This window comes from Winogradskyella sp. 3972H.M.0a.05 (genome assembly GCF_040493455.1).
In the GTDB taxonomy this organism is placed as follows: domain Bacteria; phylum Bacteroidota; class Bacteroidia; order Flavobacteriales; family Flavobacteriaceae; genus Microcosmobacter.
In genome coordinates this window covers 309,373-329,214 of the sequence record NZ_JANFDA010000003.1, presented here as the reverse complement: position 1 = coordinate 329,214, position 19,842 = coordinate 309,373, and the positions used below count along the sequence as shown (strand labels likewise).

The 19,842-nt window shown below is 35.4% G+C and carries 17 protein-coding genes, 3 tRNA genes and 1 other RNA gene; 10 read left to right on the top strand and 11 right to left on the bottom strand.

The features are described from left to right. Positions 1 to 36 precede the first annotated feature (36 nt). The 4 genes from NCE97_RS08500 to NCE97_RS08485 are packed head-to-tail and all read left to right on the top strand — an operon-like array spanning position 37 to position 1,829. A complete protein-coding gene (locus tag NCE97_RS08500; protein ID WP_353778608.1) occupies positions 37 to 720 on the top strand; it encodes an SDR family NAD(P)-dependent oxidoreductase in 684 nt (227 codons plus the stop codon). Between the two features lie 13 nt (positions 721 to 733). After that, complete coding sequence (locus tag NCE97_RS08495; protein WP_353778607.1) at positions 734 to 901, top strand: Lacal_2735 family protein; 168 nt, start codon at positions 734 to 736, stop codon at positions 899 to 901. Beyond that, positions 898 to 1,362 (top strand): TspO/MBR family protein, encoded by a 465-nt coding sequence (locus NCE97_RS08490; protein WP_353778605.1) that lies wholly within the window; start codon positions 898 to 900, stop codon positions 1,360 to 1,362. The genes NCE97_RS08495 and NCE97_RS08490 overlap by 4 nt, the downstream gene beginning before the upstream one ends. A 2-nt stretch (positions 1,363 to 1,364) precedes the next feature. After that, on the top strand, positions 1,365 to 1,829 hold the full coding sequence (locus NCE97_RS08485) for an SRPBCC family protein (RefSeq protein ID WP_353778604.1): 465 nt from the start codon (positions 1,365 to 1,367) through the stop codon (positions 1,827 to 1,829). A 146-nt stretch (positions 1,830 to 1,975) separates the two neighbouring features. Here the strand turns inward: NCE97_RS08485 and NCE97_RS08480 are convergent. The 4 genes from NCE97_RS08480 to NCE97_RS08465 form a co-directional block, all read right to left on the bottom strand. Then, a tRNA-Arg gene (locus tag NCE97_RS08480) sits at positions 1,976 to 2,049 on the bottom strand. Between the two features lie 135 nt (positions 2,050 to 2,184). Then, a tRNA-Pro gene (locus tag NCE97_RS08475) sits at positions 2,185 to 2,259 on the bottom strand. Between the two features lie 5 nt (positions 2,260 to 2,264). Continuing rightward, a tRNA-Ser gene (locus tag NCE97_RS08470) sits at positions 2,265 to 2,351 on the bottom strand. A gap of 93 nt (positions 2,352 to 2,444) precedes the next feature. Next, on the bottom strand, positions 2,445 to 4,490 hold the full coding sequence (locus NCE97_RS08465) for an HD family phosphohydrolase (protein ID WP_353778602.1): 2,046 nt from the start codon (positions 4,488 to 4,490) through the stop codon (positions 2,445 to 2,447). 115 nt (positions 4,491 to 4,605) lie between these two features. Between NCE97_RS08465 and NCE97_RS08460 the strand changes: the two genes are divergently transcribed. Together NCE97_RS08460 and NCE97_RS08455 are read left to right on the top strand one after the other, a co-directional pair. Beyond that, positions 4,606 to 5,784 (top strand): acetyl-CoA C-acyltransferase, encoded by a 1,179-nt coding sequence (locus tag NCE97_RS08460; protein ID WP_353778600.1) that lies wholly within the window; start codon positions 4,606 to 4,608, stop codon positions 5,782 to 5,784. A 10-nt stretch (positions 5,785 to 5,794) separates the two neighbouring features. After that, the gene (locus tag NCE97_RS08455) at positions 5,795 to 6,544 is read left to right on the top strand and encodes a C40 family peptidase (RefSeq protein WP_353778599.1); all 750 of its coding nucleotides are present in this window, start codon (positions 5,795 to 5,797) and stop codon (positions 6,542 to 6,544) included. 54 nt (positions 6,545 to 6,598) lie between these two features. Here the strand turns inward: NCE97_RS08455 and NCE97_RS08450 are convergent, their stop codons facing one another. Together NCE97_RS08450 and gyrA are read right to left on the bottom strand one after the other, a co-directional pair. Next, complete coding sequence (locus NCE97_RS08450) at positions 6,599 to 7,864, bottom strand: tetratricopeptide repeat protein (RefSeq protein WP_353778598.1); 1,266 nt, start codon at positions 7,862 to 7,864, stop codon at positions 6,599 to 6,601. Between the two features lie 21 nt (positions 7,865 to 7,885). Next, complete coding sequence (gene gyrA / locus NCE97_RS08445) at positions 7,886 to 10,414, bottom strand: DNA gyrase subunit A (RefSeq protein WP_353778597.1); 2,529 nt, start codon at positions 10,412 to 10,414, stop codon at positions 7,886 to 7,888. Between the two features lie 261 nt (positions 10,415 to 10,675). Between gyrA and NCE97_RS08440 the strand changes: the two genes are divergently transcribed. From NCE97_RS08440 to NCE97_RS08430, 3 genes are all read left to right on the top strand, one after another. Then, positions 10,676 to 13,225, top strand: coding sequence for an ATP-dependent Clp protease ATP-binding subunit (locus tag NCE97_RS08440; protein WP_353778596.1), 2,550 nt, complete (start codon positions 10,676 to 10,678; stop codon positions 13,223 to 13,225). 84 nt (positions 13,226 to 13,309) lie between these two features. Continuing rightward, on the top strand, positions 13,310 to 13,678 hold the full coding sequence (locus NCE97_RS08435) for a hypothetical protein (protein WP_353778595.1): 369 nt from the start codon (positions 13,310 to 13,312) through the stop codon (positions 13,676 to 13,678). Between the two features lie 385 nt (positions 13,679 to 14,063). Further along, on the top strand, positions 14,064 to 14,300 hold the full coding sequence (locus NCE97_RS08430; RefSeq protein WP_353778594.1) for a putative signal transducing protein: 237 nt from the start codon (positions 14,064 to 14,066) through the stop codon (positions 14,298 to 14,300). Positions 14,301 to 14,338: 38 nt separating this feature from the next. On the opposite strand, the gene NCE97_RS08425 is transcribed toward NCE97_RS08430, so the two are convergent. Then, complete coding sequence (locus NCE97_RS08425) at positions 14,339 to 15,964, bottom strand: ABC-F family ATP-binding cassette domain-containing protein (protein ID WP_353778593.1); 1,626 nt, start codon at positions 15,962 to 15,964, stop codon at positions 14,339 to 14,341. Positions 15,965 to 16,122: 158 nt separating this feature from the next. Between NCE97_RS08425 and NCE97_RS08420 the strand changes: the two genes are divergently transcribed. After that, a complete protein-coding gene (locus NCE97_RS08420; protein WP_353778592.1) occupies positions 16,123 to 17,544 on the top strand; it encodes a thioredoxin domain-containing protein in 1,422 nt (473 codons plus the stop codon). A 48-nt stretch (positions 17,545 to 17,592) separates the two neighbouring features. Here the strand turns inward: NCE97_RS08420 and fsa are convergent, their stop codons facing one another. The 4 genes from fsa to ffs form a co-directional block, all read right to left on the bottom strand. Continuing rightward, positions 17,593 to 18,246, bottom strand: coding sequence for a fructose-6-phosphate aldolase (fsa, locus tag NCE97_RS08415; RefSeq protein ID WP_353778590.1), 654 nt, complete (start codon positions 18,244 to 18,246; stop codon positions 17,593 to 17,595). Between the two features lie 105 nt (positions 18,247 to 18,351). Further along, positions 18,352 to 18,774: a hypothetical protein gene (locus tag NCE97_RS08410; protein ID WP_353778589.1), complete on the bottom strand. Its 423-nt coding sequence runs from the start codon at positions 18,772 to 18,774 to the stop codon at positions 18,352 to 18,354. Between the two features lie 41 nt (positions 18,775 to 18,815). Beyond that, entirely contained in the window at positions 18,816 to 19,619 is an 804-nt protein-coding gene (locus NCE97_RS08405; protein ID WP_353778588.1) for an SDR family oxidoreductase, read from the bottom strand. A 58-nt stretch (positions 19,620 to 19,677) separates the two neighbouring features. Beyond that, an RNA gene (gene ffs / locus NCE97_RS08400) (signal recognition particle sRNA small type) lies at positions 19,678 to 19,776 on the bottom strand. Positions 19,777 to 19,842 lie beyond the last annotated feature (66 nt).

Genomic DNA, 19,842 nt, shown 5'->3' with positions numbered 1-19,842 from the left:
CCATCATCTTGATGGCATTTTTTATAAACTATTATCATGAAAACCATACTCGTCATCGGTGGCAGTAAAGGTATTGGTAGTGCTATTATTACTGCGCTTATAGATACACATAAGGTCATTAATATAAGCAGAACGTCACCACAAATACAGCATCCAAACTTAAGTCATTATAGTTTGGATGTAACAACCGATGCCCTTCCAGAGATTGATGCTTTGGATGGTCTGGTATATTGTCCAGGGAGTATCAACCTCAAGCCCATCGGTAGATTGAGCTTAGATGATTTTAAAGCAGATTTTGAAATCAATGTCCTTGGTGCTGTAAAGAGTATTCAACATTATTTGAAGGCATTAAAGCAAGGCACTAATCCGTCGATAGTTTTGTTTAGTACTGTGGCCTCTAAACTCGGCATGCCTTTCCATGCCAGTATAGCTACGTCTAAATCGGGTGTTGAGGGTCTTGTAAAATCCCTTGGTGCAGAACTAGCACCAACCATAAGAATTAATGCCATAGCACCAACGGTAACTGACACTGAGTTGGCAGAAAAGATCTTAAGAAACGATGCTATGAGAGAAAAAATGGTGGCTAGGCATCCTCTAAAAAAGTATCTCAACCCAACTGATGTTGCCGACATGGCTAGCTTCCTACTCTCAGATAAAAGCAACTCAATCTCAGGTCAAGTCTTTGAACTCGACTGTGGTATTGTATCCTTTAAAATATAAAAACACTAAACACATGTTTGGACTATTCAAAAAACAATCAGACGCCGAAAAGCTACAAAAGCGCTATGAAAAACTAATGTCCGAGTGGCATAAGCTGTCTACTATAAACAGAGCCGAAAGTGACAAGAAATATGCTGAAGCTGAAGATGTATTGAAACAAATAGAAGCACTGCAATCGTGAAGCAATTAATACTCATAATCCTATTCTTATTCATCAACTTTGGTGGTCTGGCTATATGCAATTGGCTTATGGCGAATGGCCCTCAAACAGAATGGTACTTGAATCTCAACAAAGCCCCTTGGACACCTCCTGGCTGGGTATTTGGCTTTGCTTGGACGACAATCATGATTTGTTTTTCCATTTACCTTAGTTACTTGTTGGGGAACATTAAGATGTCCTATTTTGTAGTCATATTCAGTATTGCTTTTCTGCTTAATGTAAGCTGGAATTATGTGTTCTTCAATCAACATTTAATTAATCTAGGACTAATAGTACTCGTTGCATTACTCATTGTGATTCTATATTATTTTTTTCAGTTTCAGTTTGATAAAATGAAAAGCATTAGACTACTGCTATTACCTTATATACTCTGGCTTTGCATTGCCATATCTTTAAACCTTTATATCGCTTTATACAATTAATATTGAAAATTTACAGATTACATAAAACACAAAAACTTCCAATTAGCATCGAACAAGCCTGGGACTTCTTATCAGATCCTACAAATCTAAAAACCATTACTCCAGATTATATGGGTTTTAATATTCTATCTGGAGCAGATCGACCGATGTATCCAGGTCAGATTATACAATATATTGTTACACCAGTTTTAGGTATAAAAACCAAGTGGGTTACCGAAATCACTCATGTGGTCGATAAAGAATACTTTGTAGACGAACAGCGCTTCGGACCTTATGCACTTTGGCATCATAAGCACTTCATTAAACCTATTGAAGGCGGTGTAGAGATGGAAGATATCATTGACTACAAATTACCGTTTGGTTGGCTTGGTCAACTCATGCATCCAATCATTGTGAAACCTAAGCTTGAAGAAATCTTTGCTTATAGACAGGAAAAGCTTATTGAAGTTTTTGGGAATTTAAAATAGTTAAAAAAAAGCCACTTCTTAATAGAAGTGAGTAATATAATCGTACAGGATTATTTTATGATCCAAAGCGTTCCGCTTTGAAAACCAAAAACCCACAAAAACAAAAAAGCAAGCTTTATGTTTTTGCTTGCTTTTTGATTTATTCGTGATCGCGACAGGATTCGAACCTGTGACCGTCTGCTTAGAAGGCAGATGCTCTATCCAGCTGAGCTACGCGACCCTTCAAGGATTACTTCACTATGTTCAGTGATCCTGAAAATATGTGGTTGCAAATTGAAGCTTAGCTTCAATGCAATGAATCTCTTAGCTCTTTTAAGAAAGTAAACTTTCTACAAGACCTTTTGAGCTTCATTTGTCGGGGTGGCAGGATTCGAACCTGCGACCTCCGCGTCCCAAACGCGGCGCGATAACCGGGCTACGCTACACCCCGAAAACTGGCGGAGAGACCGGGATTCGAACCCGGGCAACACTTACGCGTTGACAGATTAGCAATCTGCTCCATTACCACTCTGGCACCTCTCCTATTCAAATTATATGAACGTTTCGCATTTAGCGGATGCAAATGTAATTCATCATCTACTAGAACGCAAACAATTTTAAACTTTTTTGCAGTACTTATTCTGGATATTCTATTCTAAGGTGAAACATGTTGGCCAACTTCTTTTTTAAGACCTTCTTAATCAGTTGAATCTCCTTAAAAGTAATATTAGCATTCAAGAACTGACCTTCCTCCATTTGTTTATTAATTATCGTCTCTACAAAGCCATCAATTTTATTGGATGTTGGTTCTTTCAAACTTTTTGAAGCGGCTTCTACACTATCACACATCATCAATATTGCCGTTTCTTTACTAAATGGATTTGGACCTTCATATCTAAAGTCTGAATCATCCACGTTCTCATTAACAGCTTTTTCCTTCATATAGAAATAATAGACCAAACTAGTCCCATGATGCGTTCTAATGAAATCTATAACTCTATCTGGCAGGTTATTCTTCTTAGCAATCTCTATACCATGTAATACGTGATCAATGATAATCCTTGCGCTTTCAGCTGCAGACAATTCATCATGTGGATTGATACCTGTCGATTGGTTTTCTGTGAAGAATGAAGGGTTCTTCATCTTTCCTATATCATGATATAAAGCACCTACTCTAACCAACATAGAATTTGCACCAATTTCATTTGCTGATGCTTCAGCTAAGTTTGCAACATTTAATGAATGATGAAACGTCCCAGGAGCTTTATTTGATAATTCTTTCAATAATTTAGAATTCGTGTCAGACAGTTCTAAGAGGGATACATCGGACACCAAGCCAAATATCTTTTCGTACATATAGATTAGTGGCTGAACAAAAAGTGTTGCCAATCCACAAAGAATAAATAGTCCAAAGGTTTCTAGCTTCAGGTTAACAACATTGCCTTCATGAATTACGAAAAATGCAAAATAGGCAATGATATAAATTAGCGTAATCTGCCCAACAGATATAAACAGGTTTGCACGTTTGTATAATTCTGAAACAGTCAATATTGTAACGATACCTGCAATGATTTGCAGGAACATATACTCATAACTATTGGGCACAATAAATCCTAATAACAGTACAGTAAGTACATGTGCAAACAATCCTAGTCGAGCATCAAAAAAGGCTTTTAAGACCAAAGGAAGAATACACAAAGGCACTATGTACAGGTAACGCACATTGTAGTTAATGACAAGCACCGTAAGCACAATCATTAAAAGAATATTGAAGAATATGAACGTTACTTTGATGTTGTTTTCAAAAACATCTATCCGATATTTCCTCAGGAAAAGTAATAGCATAAGTAATGCTAAAGCTACTAATAATGTGTAGGCAAAGACCACCCAATAGTAGTTGGATTCGCTCCATACTTGAGATTCATATTCCGCTTCTAATGATTTTAAAATATTGTAAGTATCCCCTTCAACCACTTCACCTTTAGACACAATAAGGGTTTCCCGTTCAATAATATCTCTAGTTAATGAAATAGATTTCAGTTCTTCTTCTAAGGCATTATTAGTAAGAGATTCATTGAAGGATAAATTTGGCTTCATTACATCAAAAAAGAGCGATAAAACTTCAGTTTCATGTTGTAGAAGATTACGTTGACTTAGCCTTCTATTGATAAGACTTCGATAGGCATCAAACTTTGTAAGATCAGAATAGTTAACGGTTGCCTTTCTTACTTGATTATCCAGCAAAACCACCTTCTTATCATCTGTATAATCATAGTCCTGATCCAAAACCCCAACACGATACAAATCCTCTAAAGCCTCTTTACCTGTGGTATATAATGCTCTTTTATTCTGAAGTAATGAATCTGTAAAAACGCTTTCAAACTTGTTGTCATAATCGGCTATTACTGAAGGGCTAATAGCACTATTTATATTGAAGTAAATAACACTATTCGACTCTATATCTTGTTGTTCCTTATTGACTTCGGCATCACTTTTTATAACCGCAAAATCGAAAGGTGCGTAAAGATTTTCGGATTGCCAGGGCTTACCTCTTTCGAAATTGTATTTAAATTTCCCACTTTTCGGAAACAGATATACAATCATAAATGTAGTACCCAAAAACAAGAGTACTTTATAGATAAGTGAGTGATTCTTATACCAATAGTTAATGAATGTATTCATCTGGCGAACGTATAAATTCAAATGTAATAAATTATATAGGTTTAGGGCATTTCTGTAGGCAATTAGTTGTAAAAAAATGATTAATTTCGCAGCATCAAAACTTAAATAAATAATAATGAATAAAGACGTAGTTATTGTATCCGCTGTACGTACACCAATAGGAAGTTTTTTGGGTTCTCTATCTAGTGTTCCAGCTCCAAAACTTGGTGCTGTTGCTATAAAAGGTGCTCTAGATAAAATAAATTTAGATCCAAATTTAGTTGAAGAGGTTCTCATGGGAAATGTTGTACAAGCCGGAACAGGACAAGCTCCAGCACGTCAGGCAGCAATTTTTGCTGGTATTCCAGATACAGTGCCTTGTACTACAATTAATAAAGTTTGTGCTTCTGGTATGAAAGCCGTTATGCAAGGTGCACAAGCTATTCAACTTGGAGATGCTGATATTGTTGTTGCTGGTGGTATGGAAAACATGAGTCTTATTCCGCATTATTATCACGCAAGAAGCGCTAGCAAATTTGGCCCTGTGAAAATGGAAGATGGTATGCAGAAAGATGGTTTGGTAGATGTATACGACCAAAATGCTATGGGAGTTTGTGCGGATGCTTGTGCTACCGAATATGAGTTTTCTAGAGAAGACCAGGATGCTTTTGCGATTCAATCTTATAAGAGATCTGCTGATGCTTGGGACAATGGTAAATTTGATAATGAAGTCGTTCCTGTTGAAGTTCCTCAAAGAAGAGGTGAGCCAGTTGTGGTTTCTAAAGATGAGGAGTACACAAATGTAAAACTAGAAAAGATTCCTAATCTTAGACCTGCGTTTACAAAAGATGGTACTGTAACTGCTGCTAATGCATCAACCATAAATGATGGTGCTGGTGCTATGGTGTTGATGAGCAGAGCAAAAGCAGAAGAATTAGGTCTTACACCTTTAGCAACTATAAAGAGTTATGCTGATGCTGCACATGAACCAAAATGGTTTACAACTGCTCCAGCTAAGGCGTTACCTAAAGCTTTGGCTAAAGCAAATGTAGATATTAATGATGTTGATTATTTTGAATTCAACGAGGCGTTTTCTGTAGTAGGATTGGCAAACATGAAGATATTAGGTCTAGATGATTCTAATGTCAATGTAAATGGTGGTGCTGTATCTCTAGGTCATCCATTAGGATGTTCTGGTGTTCGTATTCTTATTACATTATTAAACGTGTTAGATCAAAATAATGCTAAGCTTGGTGCTGCTGCTATCTGCAATGGTGGTGGTGGAGCTTCTGCTGTGGTACTAGAGCGTAACTAACTTTTCCTTAATGCTGTACGGTATTTGTAATCTTGGCATTGTGCCTATGAGATTGGAGCCTTCTGATACTTCGGAAATGGTCTCGCAAGTACTTTATGGTGAACATTTTAAAGTTATTGAAAAACGTAAGTCCTGGAGTAAAATAAGGATTGCTTACGATCGTTATGAAGGCTGGATTGACAACAAGCAATATCTAGAAGTTTCAGAGGAGAACTATTCAAACTTAGATAGTGCAACGCCACAGTTATCAAATCACTTAGTTGAATATATTCAGGATGAACAAGATCAATTATATCCTATTCCTATAGGTTCTACATTAAATGGTCTTGAGTTATTAAACCATCGTTTTGATAGCAATCTTGAAGAGCCTAAGTCTGACAAATCAAATCTAATAGAAACCGCATTTCTTTATTTGAACGCACCTTATCTATGGGGAGGAAAAACTCCTTTTGGAATTGATTGTTCTGGATTAACCCAAATGGTCTATCGATTGAATGGCTATAAGCTACTAAGAGATGCATCTCAGCAAGCCACTCAAGGAGAAGCGCTTAGTTTTATTGAAGAAAGCGAACCTGGTGATTTAGCATTCTTTGATAACAACGAAGGGAATATTGTACATGTTGGAATTATTATGGAAGATAATTACATCATCCATGCTCACGGAAAAGTGAGAATAGATCGTTTGGATCATTCAGGCATATACAACGTTGATGAGCGAACACACACTCACAAGCTCAGAGTCATAAAAAAGATAGTATAAAAAAAGCTGTTCGAAATGAACAGCTTTTTTTTATGTACTAATAAACAGAACAGGTTAGTTACCTGATTCTGCAGATTCGATTAGTGCTTTAAACTCTTTATACTTATCTGTATCTCCAATACTACTATAGATATTCTTTAAGGTTTTCATGATATCTATATTCTTAGGATTTAAGGATAAAGATTTTTCTAGGTAAGGAATAGCAGATCTAAATAAGTCTTTACGCTTTCCTTGTAACTCATCATACTTTTTATCATCAGCTGCAGAGGTTCCAAGAGAATTCATTTCCTCAACAATTTCAGCTTCTTGATCTAATATTAAAACTGCAAGGTTTGTATAAGCATCTCCATAGTCTGGGTTTAACTCTACTGCTTTTTCATAATACGTTTTTGCAGCTTCTTTATCACCAGAATCAGCAGCAATAACACCAAGGTTGTACTGTAATTCCGCATTGTCAGGATCCATCTGAGTCGCTTGCTCCATCAAGTTTTTAAACTTGTCCTTCTCTCCCATTTTAAGATACACATTAGCTTCAGTCAACAATAGACCTAAATCATCTGGATTTTCTTTTCTAGCATCTCCCATAGCAGCAATAGCCTTTTCATTATCACCTTTAGATACGTAGATTAAAGCAATATTCTTAATTATCTCAGCCGATTTAGATTCAGTTTTAGTTTCTTTTGGAGCAATATGAGTCCCTGACTTTACGGAAGCATCTCTCATAACTTGATTATCGAACTTCTCAACAACGTTAGTTTCTTTATTGGTTGCTGTATATTCATATCCTACACCTTCATACCCTATATCTCTTAATTGCTCATAGTACTTTAATGATGTGTCATAATCTTGAGCAGTTACGGCAGTAGATGCTGCATAGTATAAATACAAAGTATCCTTTGGTGAAAGCTTATATGCTCTATCGAAAGAGTTAGAAGACTTCATGTATTGCTTAGAACTCAAAGCTGAATTAGCATTGGTTAGAAACGTATTTAACATAGCTCCTTTTAATTCAGCAACTTCAGCCTTATACTTGGAGTTATTCATTGATGTAGCAGTTTCTATACTTTCTATTGCAGTATTAATGTCTGAATCGTTAGCAGTTCCATTAGCAAAGAAAGCTTTAGACTTAAGCAAATAGAATTTTGCTTTAGTCTTTTCATCCATATTAGATAATAATCCTTCAGCTGAATTTATTGCAGATCTAGCTTCAGCGAAATTATTATTCTTTACTGCCTTTTCTGCTGCTTTTATTTCATTCTTCTGAGCAAAAGAAAATAATCCTAAGCTTAAAGAAAGGGCGAATATTAATTGTTTTTTCATTTTAAGTTATTTTGTTTAGTATTAATTATTGTCTTCGGTCTGAGAATTATCAATTGTTGTGCCATTATCACTATCCTCTTGATTTTCAACAGCTTCATCCTCTTCTTGATTCTCGTCTTTCATCACCTTAGCAACTGCTGCAATAGAATCACTGTTTTTAAGATTAATAAGTTTCACACCTTGAGTGGCACGACCCATTACTCTCAAATCATTAACTTCCATCCTAATGGCAATTCCAGATTTATTGATAATCATTAGATCATCTTCATCTGTTACATTCTTAATAGCCACTAAGTTACCAGTTTTTTCTGTAATAGAAATGGTTTTTACACCCTTTCCACCTCTATTGGTAATTCTATAATCTTCTAAACTACTTCGCTTACCGAATCCTTTTTCGGATACAACAAGGATATTGCTTTCCATATCGTTTACAGCAATCATGCCTATAACTTCATCGGCATCATTAGCAAGAGTGATTCCTCTTACTCCAGAAGCATTACGTCCCATCGGTCTTGTTTTCTCTTCCTCGAAACGAATTGCCTTACCAGATTTCACGGCCAACATAACTTGACTGTCTCCTGTAGTAAGTTTTGCTTCTAATAGCTCATCATTTTCTCTAATAGTGATGGCATTGATACCATTAGTTCTTGGACGAGAATACTGCTCTAAAGATGTTTTCTTTACTTGACCTTTCTTAGTAGCCATGATTACATAATGACTATTAATATAATCTTCATCCTTAAGATCCTGAGTACAGATAAATGCTTTTACCTTATCATCTTGCTCTATATTAATAAGGTTTTGAATAGCTCTTCCTTTTGAAGTTTTACTTCCTTCTGGAATCTCATAAACGCGCATCCAGAAGCATTTCCCTTTTTGTGTGAAGAACAACATGTATTGGTGGTTTGTTCCCACAAAAAGATGCTCTAGGAAATCTTCATTTCTAGTTGTTGAAGCTTTTTGCCCTACACCTCCTCTATTTTGAGTTTTGTACTCATTTAAAGAGGTACGCTTAATATAACCTGCATGAGAAATCGTAATGACAACTTTCTCATTTGGAATCATATCTTCAATACTTAAGTCGCCTCCGGCATACTCAATAACTGAACGTCTGTCATCTCCGTATTTCTGCTTAACCTCAAGAAGTTCTTCTTTGATGATATCCATTCGTCTATCTTTCTTGTCTAAGATATCTTTAAGATCTTCTATGGTTTTCATCAAGCTATCATATTCAGCACGTAGCTTATCCTGTTCTAAACCTGTAAGCTGACGCAAACGCATCTCTACAATTGCTTTGGCTTGTATCTCTGTAAGCTCAAAACGCTTTATCAACTTCTCTCTTGCTTCATCAGCATTAGCCGAAGATCTGATTAGTGCGATAACTTCATCAATATTGTCTGAAGCAATAATCAACCCTTCTAAGATGTGTGCACGCTCTTCAGCTTTGCGAAGTTCATACTTGGTACGTCTTACAACAACTTCATGACGATGGTCTACAAAGTGAAGGATAAGATCTTTTAAGTTGAGTAATTGCGGTCTTCCCTTTACTAAAGCAATATTGTTTACACTGAATGACGATTGCAATGCAGTGTACTTGTATAATTTATTTAGAACAATGTTAGGAATGGCATCACGCTTTAATACGTAAACGATTCGCATACCATTTCTATCAGATTCATCACGAATCAAAGAAATACCATCGAGTTTCTTATCGTTAACCAAATCAGCAGTTTTCTTAATCATGTCTGCCTTGTTGACTTGATAAGGTATTTCGGTAACTATAATACACTCTCTACCATTTACTTCTTCAATTTCAGCTTTTCCTCTAAGAACAATTCTTCCTCTTCCTGTTTGAAAAGCTTCCTTTACACCATCATATCCATAAATAGTACCTCCTGTTGGGAAATCTGGTGCCTTGATGTATGTCATCAATTCATCAACTTCAATATCGTTATTATCGATATATGCAACAGTACCATCAACAACTTCACTAAGGTTATGTGGTGGCATATTGGTAGCCATACCCACTGCAATACCTGATGCTCCATTAACAAGTAGCCCAGGGATTCTTGTAGGAAGTACAGTAGGCTCCTGAAGCGTATCATCAAAATTCAACTTATGATCTACAGTCTCCTTATCAATATCTGCCAACATGTCTTCAGATATCTTACGCATACGTGCTTCTGTATAACGCATTGCTGCAGGACTGTCACCATCTATAGAACCAAAGTTTCCTTGTCCGTCTATCAACATATAACGCAAGCTCCATTCTTGAGCCATACGCACCATAGTATCATAAACTGAAGTATCACCATGAGGATGGTATTTACCTAAAACTTCACCAACTATTCTTGCAGATTTTTTGTGTGCTGTGTTAGATCTAACACCTAGCTCGTGCATCCCGTAAAGAACACGTCTATGAACGGGTTTTAGACCATCTCTAACATCTGGTAAAGCACGTGACACAATGACTGACATAGAATAATCTATGTAAGCCGATTTCATTTCATCTTCAATATTAATTGGAATTAGTTTTTCGCCTTCTGCCATAGTATTTCAATAATTATTTTTCTGATTTTTTATAAACGTGCTAATATAACTAATTCGTTAGGTTTTATAGGCAAATACGACACATTTTTAGAGAGAATTTATTAACAAATTTGAGGGTGTTTTTAGTTAATAAGTAAGGTGTTAAACCCATTGGGTTTTTAATGTTTTTTTACTCTCTTAGCTATGTTCATTTATTTAAGGTACAGTTTTTGTCCTATTGTTAATGAATTTAATTATTTTTAATGCAGAAAGGAGTTTATTATGGATGATAATTTTTCCCCAAGAGTCAAGGACGTTATTGCTTACAGCAAAGAGGAAGCATTACGTCTTGGCCATGATTTTATTGGAACTGAACACTTAATGTTAGGATTATTGAGAGATGGCAATGGTAAAGCTATCGATATTCTTAGCGCTTTAGATATTGACCTAAATCATTTGAGAAGAAAGGTTGAAATCCTAAGTCCAGCAAATCCAAGTATTACTACAACGTCTAACGAGAAGAAGAACCTACATCTTACACGTCAGGCAGAACGCGCTCTTAAAACAACATTTCTAGAAGCGAAACTATTCCAAAGCACATCCATAAATACAGCTCACCTTCTATTATGTATATTAAGAAATGAAAATGATCCTACCACAAAGTTATTAAACAAACTCAGTGTGGATTATGATAATGTAAAAGAAGAATTTAAATCTATGATTACAAGCGAAGACGATTATTTAGATACTCCAAAAGCAGAATCTTTTTCAGATGATGATATGAATGAAGATGATGATGCGAAACAAAATCCTTTTGGTCAATCAAAGACCAAGACCAACAAAAAATCTAAGACACCTGTTCTTGACAACTTTGGTAGAGACCTTACGCAATTAGCCGAAGAAGGAAAACTCGACCCTGTTGTTGGTAGAGAGAAGGAAATACAACGTGTGTCTCAAATTTTGAGTAGACGTAAGAAAAACAACCCGCTACTTATTGGTGAGCCAGGTGTTGGTAAGTCTGCAATTGCTGAAGGCTTAGCACTAAGGATTGTAAAACGAAAAGTTTCAAGGATACTATTCAACAAAAGAGTGGTAACTCTAGATCTTGCAAGTTTGGTAGCAGGAACAAAATACAGAGGTCAGTTCGAAGAGCGAATGAAAGCTGTTATGAATGAATTAGAGAAGAACGATGATATAATTCTTTTTATTGATGAGATTCATACCATTGTTGGCGCTGGTGGCGCTACAGGAAGCTTAGATGCCTCTAACATGTTTAAGCCTGCACTAGCGAGAGGTGAGATTCAATGTATTGGTGCTACGACTCTAGATGAATATAGACAATACATTGAGAAAGATGGTGCCTTAGAGCGTCGTTTCCAGAAAGTACTTATTGAACCAACTACTGTTCAAGAAACGATTCAGATTCTAAACAATATAAAAGGTAAGTATGAAGAACACCACAATGTTGATTATACAGATGCCGCTATTGAAGCTTGCGTAAAACTTACCAATAGATATATGACTGAACGTTTCTTACCAGACAAAGCTATAGACGCTCTAGATGAAGCAGGATCGAGAGTTCACATCACTAATATTGATGTACCTAAGCAAATTCTTGAACTTGAAAAGAAACTCGAAGAAGTAAAAGAGACTAAGAACTCTGTTGTAAAGAAGCAGAAGTACGAAGAAGCTGCCAAGTTAAGAGACGATGAAAAACGTATTGAAAAAGAGTTAGCTTCTGCACAAGAGCGTTGGGAAGAAGAGTCCAAACAACACAGGGAAGTAGTTACAGAAGATAATGTAGCTGATGTCGTTTCTATGATGACAGGAATTCCTGTGAATAAAGTAGCTCAGACCGAAAGTAACAAATTGGCTCAATTACCTGAATTAATTAAAGGTAAAGTTATTGGACAAGATGAAGCTGTAGCTAAAGTTGTGAAAGCGATACAACGTAATAGAGCCGGATTAAAAGATCCTAATAAACCGATTGGTTCTTTCATTTTCTTAGGTCAAACTGGTGTTGGAAAAACGCAATTAGCTAAAGTTTTGGCAAGAGAGTTATTTGATAGCGAAGATGCTCTCGTAAGAATTGACATGAGTGAATACATGGAGAAGTTTGCCATTTCAAGATTAATTGGAGCGCCTCCAGGATATGTTGGGTATGAAGAAGGAGGTCAATTAACCGAAAAGGTAAGACGTAAGCCTTATGCAGTAGTTTTACTAGATGAAATAGAAAAAGCTCATCCAGATGTCTTTAACATGCTCTTGCAAGTATTGGATGATGGATATCTTACTGATAGTTTAGGTAGAAAAATAGATTTCAGAAATACTATCATCATTATGACTTCTAACATAGGCGCTAGAAAACTAAAAGACTTTGGTCAAGGTGTAGGTTTTGGAACTTCGGCGAAAGAAGCACAAGCAAATGATAATGCCAGAAGTATTATTGAAAATGCTTTGAAGAAAGCCTTTGCTCCTGAGTTCTTGAACAGAATTGATGACGTGGTTGTCTTTAATGTTCTTGAAAAATCTCACATCAATAAGATCATAGATATTGAACTTGTTAAATTAATAAACAGAATTAAAGATCTTGGATATACGCTTAAGCTTACTAAAAAGGCTAAGGACTATATTGCAGACAAAGGATTTGATCAACAATATGGTGCAAGACCTTTAAAAAGAGCAATTCAAAAGTATATTGAAGATGCTTTAGCTGAAGAGATCATTAATTCTCAAATTGTTGAAGGCGATAAAATAGTAATGGACCATAGTTCAAAGTCTGAAGATTTAATCATCACAATAGAAAAGTCAGAAAAGCCTGCCGAATCGTAGATTTTTTCTTACCATATATCGAAACACCTATGTTAACGTAGGTGTTTTTTTTGCTTAAAATCCTGACAATTAGTAACTTTAGATATGACCGATGTGCTAAAATTCGACTTCTGTATAATGCATATCTATGATCATTACATGGTTGTGGAAATCAATGAGGGCGTGCATTTAACGCCTGAACACAATCAAATTTTAATCAATATTTCTGACACGTATTATAGAAATAGACCCTTTGTATATCTTACTCATAGAATAAATTCCTATTCCGTAGATCCTGCTATATATAAAGAAACTTCAAAAATCTCTAATCTTGCTGGGTTTGCTGTAATATCAAAAGATTATAAAGCAAAAAGTAATGCAGAAATTGAAAAACTTTTCCTTAATAAGCCCTTTGAGATTTTTGACACACTGCCCGAAGCAATTGAATGGGCAAACCATGTAATAAGCGCATAAAAAAAGGGTCTCTGCGGAACAAAGACCCTCATACAACCTAACTTAAATCAATCAAATTAATGAAAATAATCCAATTAATCTTCACATAAGATAATAAAACCTAATGGTAATTCACCTTTTTTGTTTAACAAATATACGAATATATTGAACAAAGTAAAAATCGTAAATGCATTTTAACACGCATTTCACTAGTGTCTAATGTATCTTACGGAATTCAAGTTTTAATGACTGTAAAGTTAAACAATAATGTTAAAATCTTAACATTTGTTAATTCAATGTAGATTTTTACTGTTATTCATTTGTAATTCAACATTCTAGCACTACTCCATTTTAATTTATCATCATTTTTTCGTATCTTATAGTGATAACCTAATTCTTATTTACTATGAGCACACAAGATTTTATAAAAGTATATTCCGGTAACTTCATTATTGCTCAGCGTATAATTATTGAGCTAAATGCAAGAGGGATAAATCCCATTGTGAAAGATGAAGACGAATCCGCGAGATTAGCTGGTTATGGAATGCTATCTCAAGGCATTCAAGATGTATTAGTAAGTCAAGATGAATATGATAGAGCTGTCGAAGTCGTTAGCTCTATAGAAAGTGAAATGCAAATCTAGCATTCAGCAAGATTACTTGCTGAATGCCTTCAATTTACTTATACATTAACAGCATACATTTTTTCGCGCTGTTCTTTTATTTTCTTATCATTCATGTACTCGTCAAATGTCATATATCTATCTATGACACCATTTGGAGTCAATTCAATAATTCTATTCCCAACAGTCTGAGCAAACTCGTGGTCATGCGTCGTTAGAAGTACTGTTCCTTTAAAATTCTTAAGCGAGTTATTGAACGCTGTAATACTTTCTAGATCAAGGTGGTTTGTAGGTTCATCCAACATAACTACATTAGCCCTTATCATCATCATTCTACTCAACATACAACGCACCTTTTCACCTCCAGATAATACATCAGAAGTTTTTAAGGCCTCTTCTCCACTAAAGATCATTTTACCAAGGAATCCTCTAATGTAAACTTCTTCGCGTTCTTCTTCTGTAGTTGCCCACTGACGAAGCCAATCAACCAAAGTCAATTTATTATCAAAATACTCACTGTTGTCCAATGGAAGATAAGACTGAGAGGTAGTAACTCCCCAAGCATAATTCCCTGAATCTGCTTTTTCTTTACCATTTATTATCTGATAAAATGCCGTCGTAGCTCTAGAGTCTTTAGAATACACAACTACTTTATCTCCTTTTGCAAGGTTAATATCTACTTTATCAAAAAGAACTTCTCCGTCTATAGAAGCAGAAAGTCCATCGATGTTAAGAATTTGATCACCAGCTTCGCGCTCACGCTCAAAAATAATTGCGGGATAACGTCTACTCGAAGGCTTGATGTCTGCTACATTAAGCTTATCGATCATTTTCTTTCTACTTGTCGCTTGCTTAGATTTTGCAACGTTAGCAGAGAATCTTCTAATAAACTCTTCTAACTCTTTCTTCTTATCTTCTGCTTTCTTGTTTTGCTGTGCTCTTTGCTTAGCAGCTAATTGAGAAGATTCATACCAAAACGTATAGTTCCCCGAAAAATGATTGATTTTTCCAAAATCTATATCAGATATATGTGTACAAACAGCATCTAAAAAGTGACGGTCGTGAGATACAACGATGACACAGTTGTCATAATTAGCCAAGAAATTCTCTAACCAAGAAATAGTTTCGTAATCCAAGTCATTGGTAGGCTCATCCATGATAAGGACATCTGGATTTCCAAAAAGTGCTTGCGCCAATAACACACGTACCTTTTGCTTACCATCTAGATCACCCATCATAGTATAGTGTAAATCTTCTTTGATACCTAAATTTGAAAGCATCGCTGCAGCATCGCTATCTGCGTTCCAACCATTCATCTCTTCAAATTGTACTTGCAACTCCCCTATTTTCTCTGCATTTTCATCTGTATAATCTGCATAGAGCGCATCAATTTGCGATTTTAAGTCAAACAATGGTTTGTTACCCATAATGACAGTCTCCAAAACCGTATGCTCATCATATAAGTTGTGGTTTTGTTCTAGGACTGACATTCGCTTACCAGGCTCTAGGTGTACATGACCAGAGGTAGCGTCTTGCTTCCCAGATAAAATCTTTAAAAATGTTGACTTTCCTGCACCATTGGCTCCAATAATACCATAGCAATTCCCCTGATTAAAAGTTGTATTAACTTCATCAAAAAGGACGCGTTTTCCAAACTGCACCGAAAGATTTGAAACTGATAACATATCCTGTTTTTTAAATTCGCTGCAAAAGTAGAAAAATGTAAGCATAACAGGAAGCTCAATCCATTAAAATACACCCTAATATTTAACAGCGCATTAACAACAGTAATCAAAGACAACTCCTATTTTTGTTAGTTAAGGAATTAATCCGTGAACACCTTATGAGGTATCTTACGATTTTTATAGTTGCCCTATTAACTGTATTTGGATGTAAATCTGATGTTACAGAGAAAGGCGATTTTGCATATTTTGGTGGAGAAATCATTAACCCAAATAATGATTTTGTAACGCTTCATAGTCCTCAGATGAAAGCTGAAGACACTATTTATCTTGATAAGAACAACCGATTCATTCACAAAATCAAAGATGTAAATCCAGGTATTTACATATTTACTCATGGTGGCGAGTATCAGATGATTGTAATGGAGCCTATGGATAGCCTTATGATAAGGTTAAATACTTTCGACTTTGATGAGTCTTTAGTTTTTTCGGGATTAGGTTCTAAAAAGAATAATTTCTTCATCAAAGACTTTTTGAATAATGAAGTTGAAAACAAAAAGCTTGTAGATTACTGTAAGCTAGAGCCAGAAGCTTTTGATGAGTTGATGGAAGAAAAACGAAAAGATCGTTTGAAAACACTTGAAACTTTTTTAGAAAAGAAGCCTTGCTCTGATCTTTTTGTGAAAATAGCCAAAGCCAGAATTAACTATAACCACTACGCTAATCGTGAAATCTATCCTTTTGGATATTTTGGTTATAATCGTTTAGTACATGTTAAGGATCTACCTGAGTCTTTTTATGACTTCAGAAAAAAAATAGATTATGATGCCGATTATCTAGGTGATACCTACACCTATAATAGATTTTTATCCTGGCATTTTAATAACCTAGCGTTATATAGTTATTATAAAGACGATCATTCTCATGTGGAGTTTAATCGTTATTCAAAACCATACAATGTTGCAAAGCTAGAGCTTATAGATAGTCTCATTACTAATGAATACATCAAGAACAACCTGTTGAAATATTCAGTTAGGGAGTTTATCTACAGAAGTGATGATTATTTAGTCTCAGAAGATTTATTAAAATTATACTTGTCCAAGAGCTCTAATAAAGAAGACAAGTCTGAAATTAAAGAACTAGCATATTCATTAAAAAAGCTTATGCCTGGTAACAAAATACCTAATACTACACTGATAGACTATAATGGTAACCCAATTGAACTGGAAACCTTAATAGATGCTCCTACAGTGATTTACTTCTGGAATTCTAACTTTAAGATGCACTACCGCAACAGTCACTATACTGCATTAAAACTTAAGGAATTGTTTCCTGAAGTCAATTTCATAGCTATTAACGTTAATGAAGATAATTCTAAGTACTGGAAATCTACGTTAGATCAGTTTGAATTCCCTACGGATAATGAGTATCGATTTAAGTTTCCTAAAGACGGGAAAAAGATCTTTGGTGTTGGCTCTATTGACAAAGTTATTATTCTAAAAGATGATCAGACTATCGTTAAGTCTAACGCTAACTTATTTGGTGAGAAGTTTAGTCATAAACTAGCTCAATTGGTTCAATAAAAAAAGCTCCAAAAAGGAGCTTCTTCATTAAGTACTATTATTTATTTTCTAATTTCCTTTTTTGTAATCGGCAAGGAACTTTTCTAATCCAATATCTGTTAATGGGTGCTTAAGAAGTCCAATGATAGAACTCAAAGGTCCTGTCATAACATCTGCTCCAATTTTTGCACAGTCAATAACATGCATCGTATGACGCACAGAAGCTGCTAAAATTTGTGTATCGTAAGCATAGTTGTCATAGATATGTCTGATTTCTGAAATAAGATTTAATCCATCTGTAGAAATATCGTCCAAACGTCCAATAAATGGAGACACATACGTTGCTCCTGCTTTTGCAGCTAAAATCGCTTGCCCTGGAGAAAAGACTAAAGTAACGTTGGTTTTTATGCCTTTATCAGAAAAATACTTGCACGCTTTTACACCATCTTTGATCATTGGTAATTTGATGACAATTTGTTCATGTAACTCTGCTAAAGCTTCACCTTCTCTCACCATGCCTTCAAAGTCTGTTGAGATCACTTCAGCAGAAACATCGCCATCCACAATGTTGCAAATGTCAACATAATGTTTCATGATGTTATCATGACCTGTAATGCCTTCCTTAGCCATTAACGATGGATTCGTAGTTACACCATCAAGAATTCCTAAATCTTGTGCTTCTTTTATCTGATCTAGGTTTGCAGTATCAATAAAAAATTTCATAGATATCTTCGTTGTAGTTGTGTTTTAATGCTGCGAATTTACAACTAATAAAAGCTTTTTAAGCTATAAACTTTTCAACATCTATTAACAAACATATTTGCTATTCTATAAAACGCGGAGTCTATATTCTTCTGTCGTATTATCTGAACATATATGGTCACAATTTCCTGGTTCATCTTCACAATCATAAACATCTCTATGTTCTACTTGTAAGTATATGTTTATGATGAAATCTCCTGCTGCTTCTGGAACACCTTCAATAATGACTGTTCTATAATCAACATACACATCTATCCCTGGAGGTAGATTATCGTCAATCGTAAAATAATAGTGGTAATTATTATCACTTGGCTGATTATTAATCTCCGCATGAATAGTATCATAGTAGTAATTGTAGATGAAACCCGTTTTCAATTCCTTATCAGGAAGTTGAGGATGTATATTAACGATACATTCAAAAATTTCTTCACAACCAAAAAATGTGAAAAAGCTAAAAATAAGAGAGAGTCGAAGTAGTTTTGAAGTCATGTGCTAATTTTTGCGTTATAGCACAAATACTATTCCAACTTTTACAACTTGTAATGATTCAATAATAATTTTTCGTAAACCTTATCGGGTAGAATTCGCTTAAGTACAATGGAGAACTTTTGCATAAAAGCACCAACCTTATAATGAACCTTAGGATGCTTAGTGTTCATGATCTTATAAACCAGTTTCGCCACATCCATTGGATCGCTACCATCGTCAACATGCTCATCGATAGCCTTTAATACCGGACCATAGGTATTCTTGTATGGCGAATCTTCAGTAACAGGAGCATGATAACGTCCTGCTGCAATATTGGTAGCAAAATCTCCTGGAGCTACATTAGTCATAGCGATATTAAAATCCTTGAGTTCCATTCTAAAAGCTTCTGTAAGAATCTCTAGTGCTCCTTTATTGGCACTATATACACCTCTAAAAGGGAGTCCCATATAACCAGCAATTGATGTAATATTGATAATAAGTCCTTGTCGCTGAGATCGCATCGAAGGCAAAATGGCTTTGATTACATTAATAGGTCCGAAAAAATTGGTTTCGAAATTTGCCTTAATTTCCTCTTCAGGGATTTCTTCTATTGGCCCAGTAATTCCTGCACCTGCATTATTGATAAGTACATCCAATCGTCCTTCTTGCTCAATAATACGCTTCACACAATTATCTATAGTAGATTTATCAGCAACATCTAAAGTCAGTAATGGAAACTTCGAATCTTTATATCTGTCTGGATTACGACTTGTACCATATATCTTTTCGCCTTTTTCAAGAAGGTATTCTCCAATAGACTTTCCAATTCCTGACGAACCGCCTGTAATTAATACAATTTTGGACATAGAGTTCATAAATATTGAAGCTAAAAATACAACTTTATACGTAACAAAAGCGCACAAAAAAAGGCAAGCTACCTACATCACACCGCTACGACCGCGTACCTTTGCTGCGTTCCCGCCCTGGAGGATTAAGCAGGAGCTGGTTGTGTAGGACTTGCCGGCTGCAAAGATACAACCTTTTCATACTTTGACAATTATTTTTTAACCTATTTATTATAATTTTTTA

Coding starts and splice junctions, on each gene's coding strand:
- NCE97_RS08500 (WP_353778608.1), top strand. CDS start 37: ATGAAAACCATACTCGTCATCGGTGGCAGTAAAGGTATTGGTAGTGCT.
- NCE97_RS08495 (WP_353778607.1), top strand. CDS start 734: ATGTTTGGACTATTCAAAAAACAATCAGACGCCGAAAAGCTACAAAAG.
- NCE97_RS08465 (WP_353778602.1), bottom strand. CDS start 4,490: ATGAATACATTCATTAACTATTGGTATAAGAATCACTCACTTATCTAT.
- NCE97_RS08460 (WP_353778600.1), top strand. CDS start 4,606: ATGAATAAAGACGTAGTTATTGTATCCGCTGTACGTACACCAATAGGA.
- NCE97_RS08455 (WP_353778599.1), top strand. CDS start 5,795: ATGCTGTACGGTATTTGTAATCTTGGCATTGTGCCTATGAGATTGGAG.
- NCE97_RS08450 (WP_353778598.1), bottom strand. CDS start 7,864: ATGAAAAAACAATTAATATTCGCCCTTTCTTTAAGCTTAGGATTATTT.
- gyrA (WP_353778597.1), bottom strand. CDS start 10,414: ATGGCAGAAGGCGAAAAACTAATTCCAATTAATATTGAAGATGAAATG.
- NCE97_RS08440 (WP_353778596.1), top strand. CDS start 10,676: ATGGATGATAATTTTTCCCCAAGAGTCAAGGACGTTATTGCTTACAGC.
- NCE97_RS08435 (WP_353778595.1), top strand. CDS start 13,310: ATGACCGATGTGCTAAAATTCGACTTCTGTATAATGCATATCTATGAT.
- NCE97_RS08430 (WP_353778594.1), top strand. CDS start 14,064: ATGAGCACACAAGATTTTATAAAAGTATATTCCGGTAACTTCATTATT.
- NCE97_RS08425 (WP_353778593.1), bottom strand. CDS start 15,964: ATGTTATCAGTTTCAAATCTTTCGGTGCAGTTTGGAAAACGCGTCCTT.
- NCE97_RS08420 (WP_353778592.1), top strand. CDS start 16,123: ATGAGGTATCTTACGATTTTTATAGTTGCCCTATTAACTGTATTTGGA.
- fsa (WP_353778590.1), bottom strand. CDS start 18,246: ATGAAATTTTTTATTGATACTGCAAACCTAGATCAGATAAAAGAAGCA.
- NCE97_RS08410 (WP_353778589.1), bottom strand. CDS start 18,774: ATGACTTCAAAACTACTTCGACTCTCTCTTATTTTTAGCTTTTTCACA.
- NCE97_RS08405 (WP_353778588.1), bottom strand. CDS start 19,619: ATGTCCAAAATTGTATTAATTACAGGCGGTTCGTCAGGAATTGGAAAG.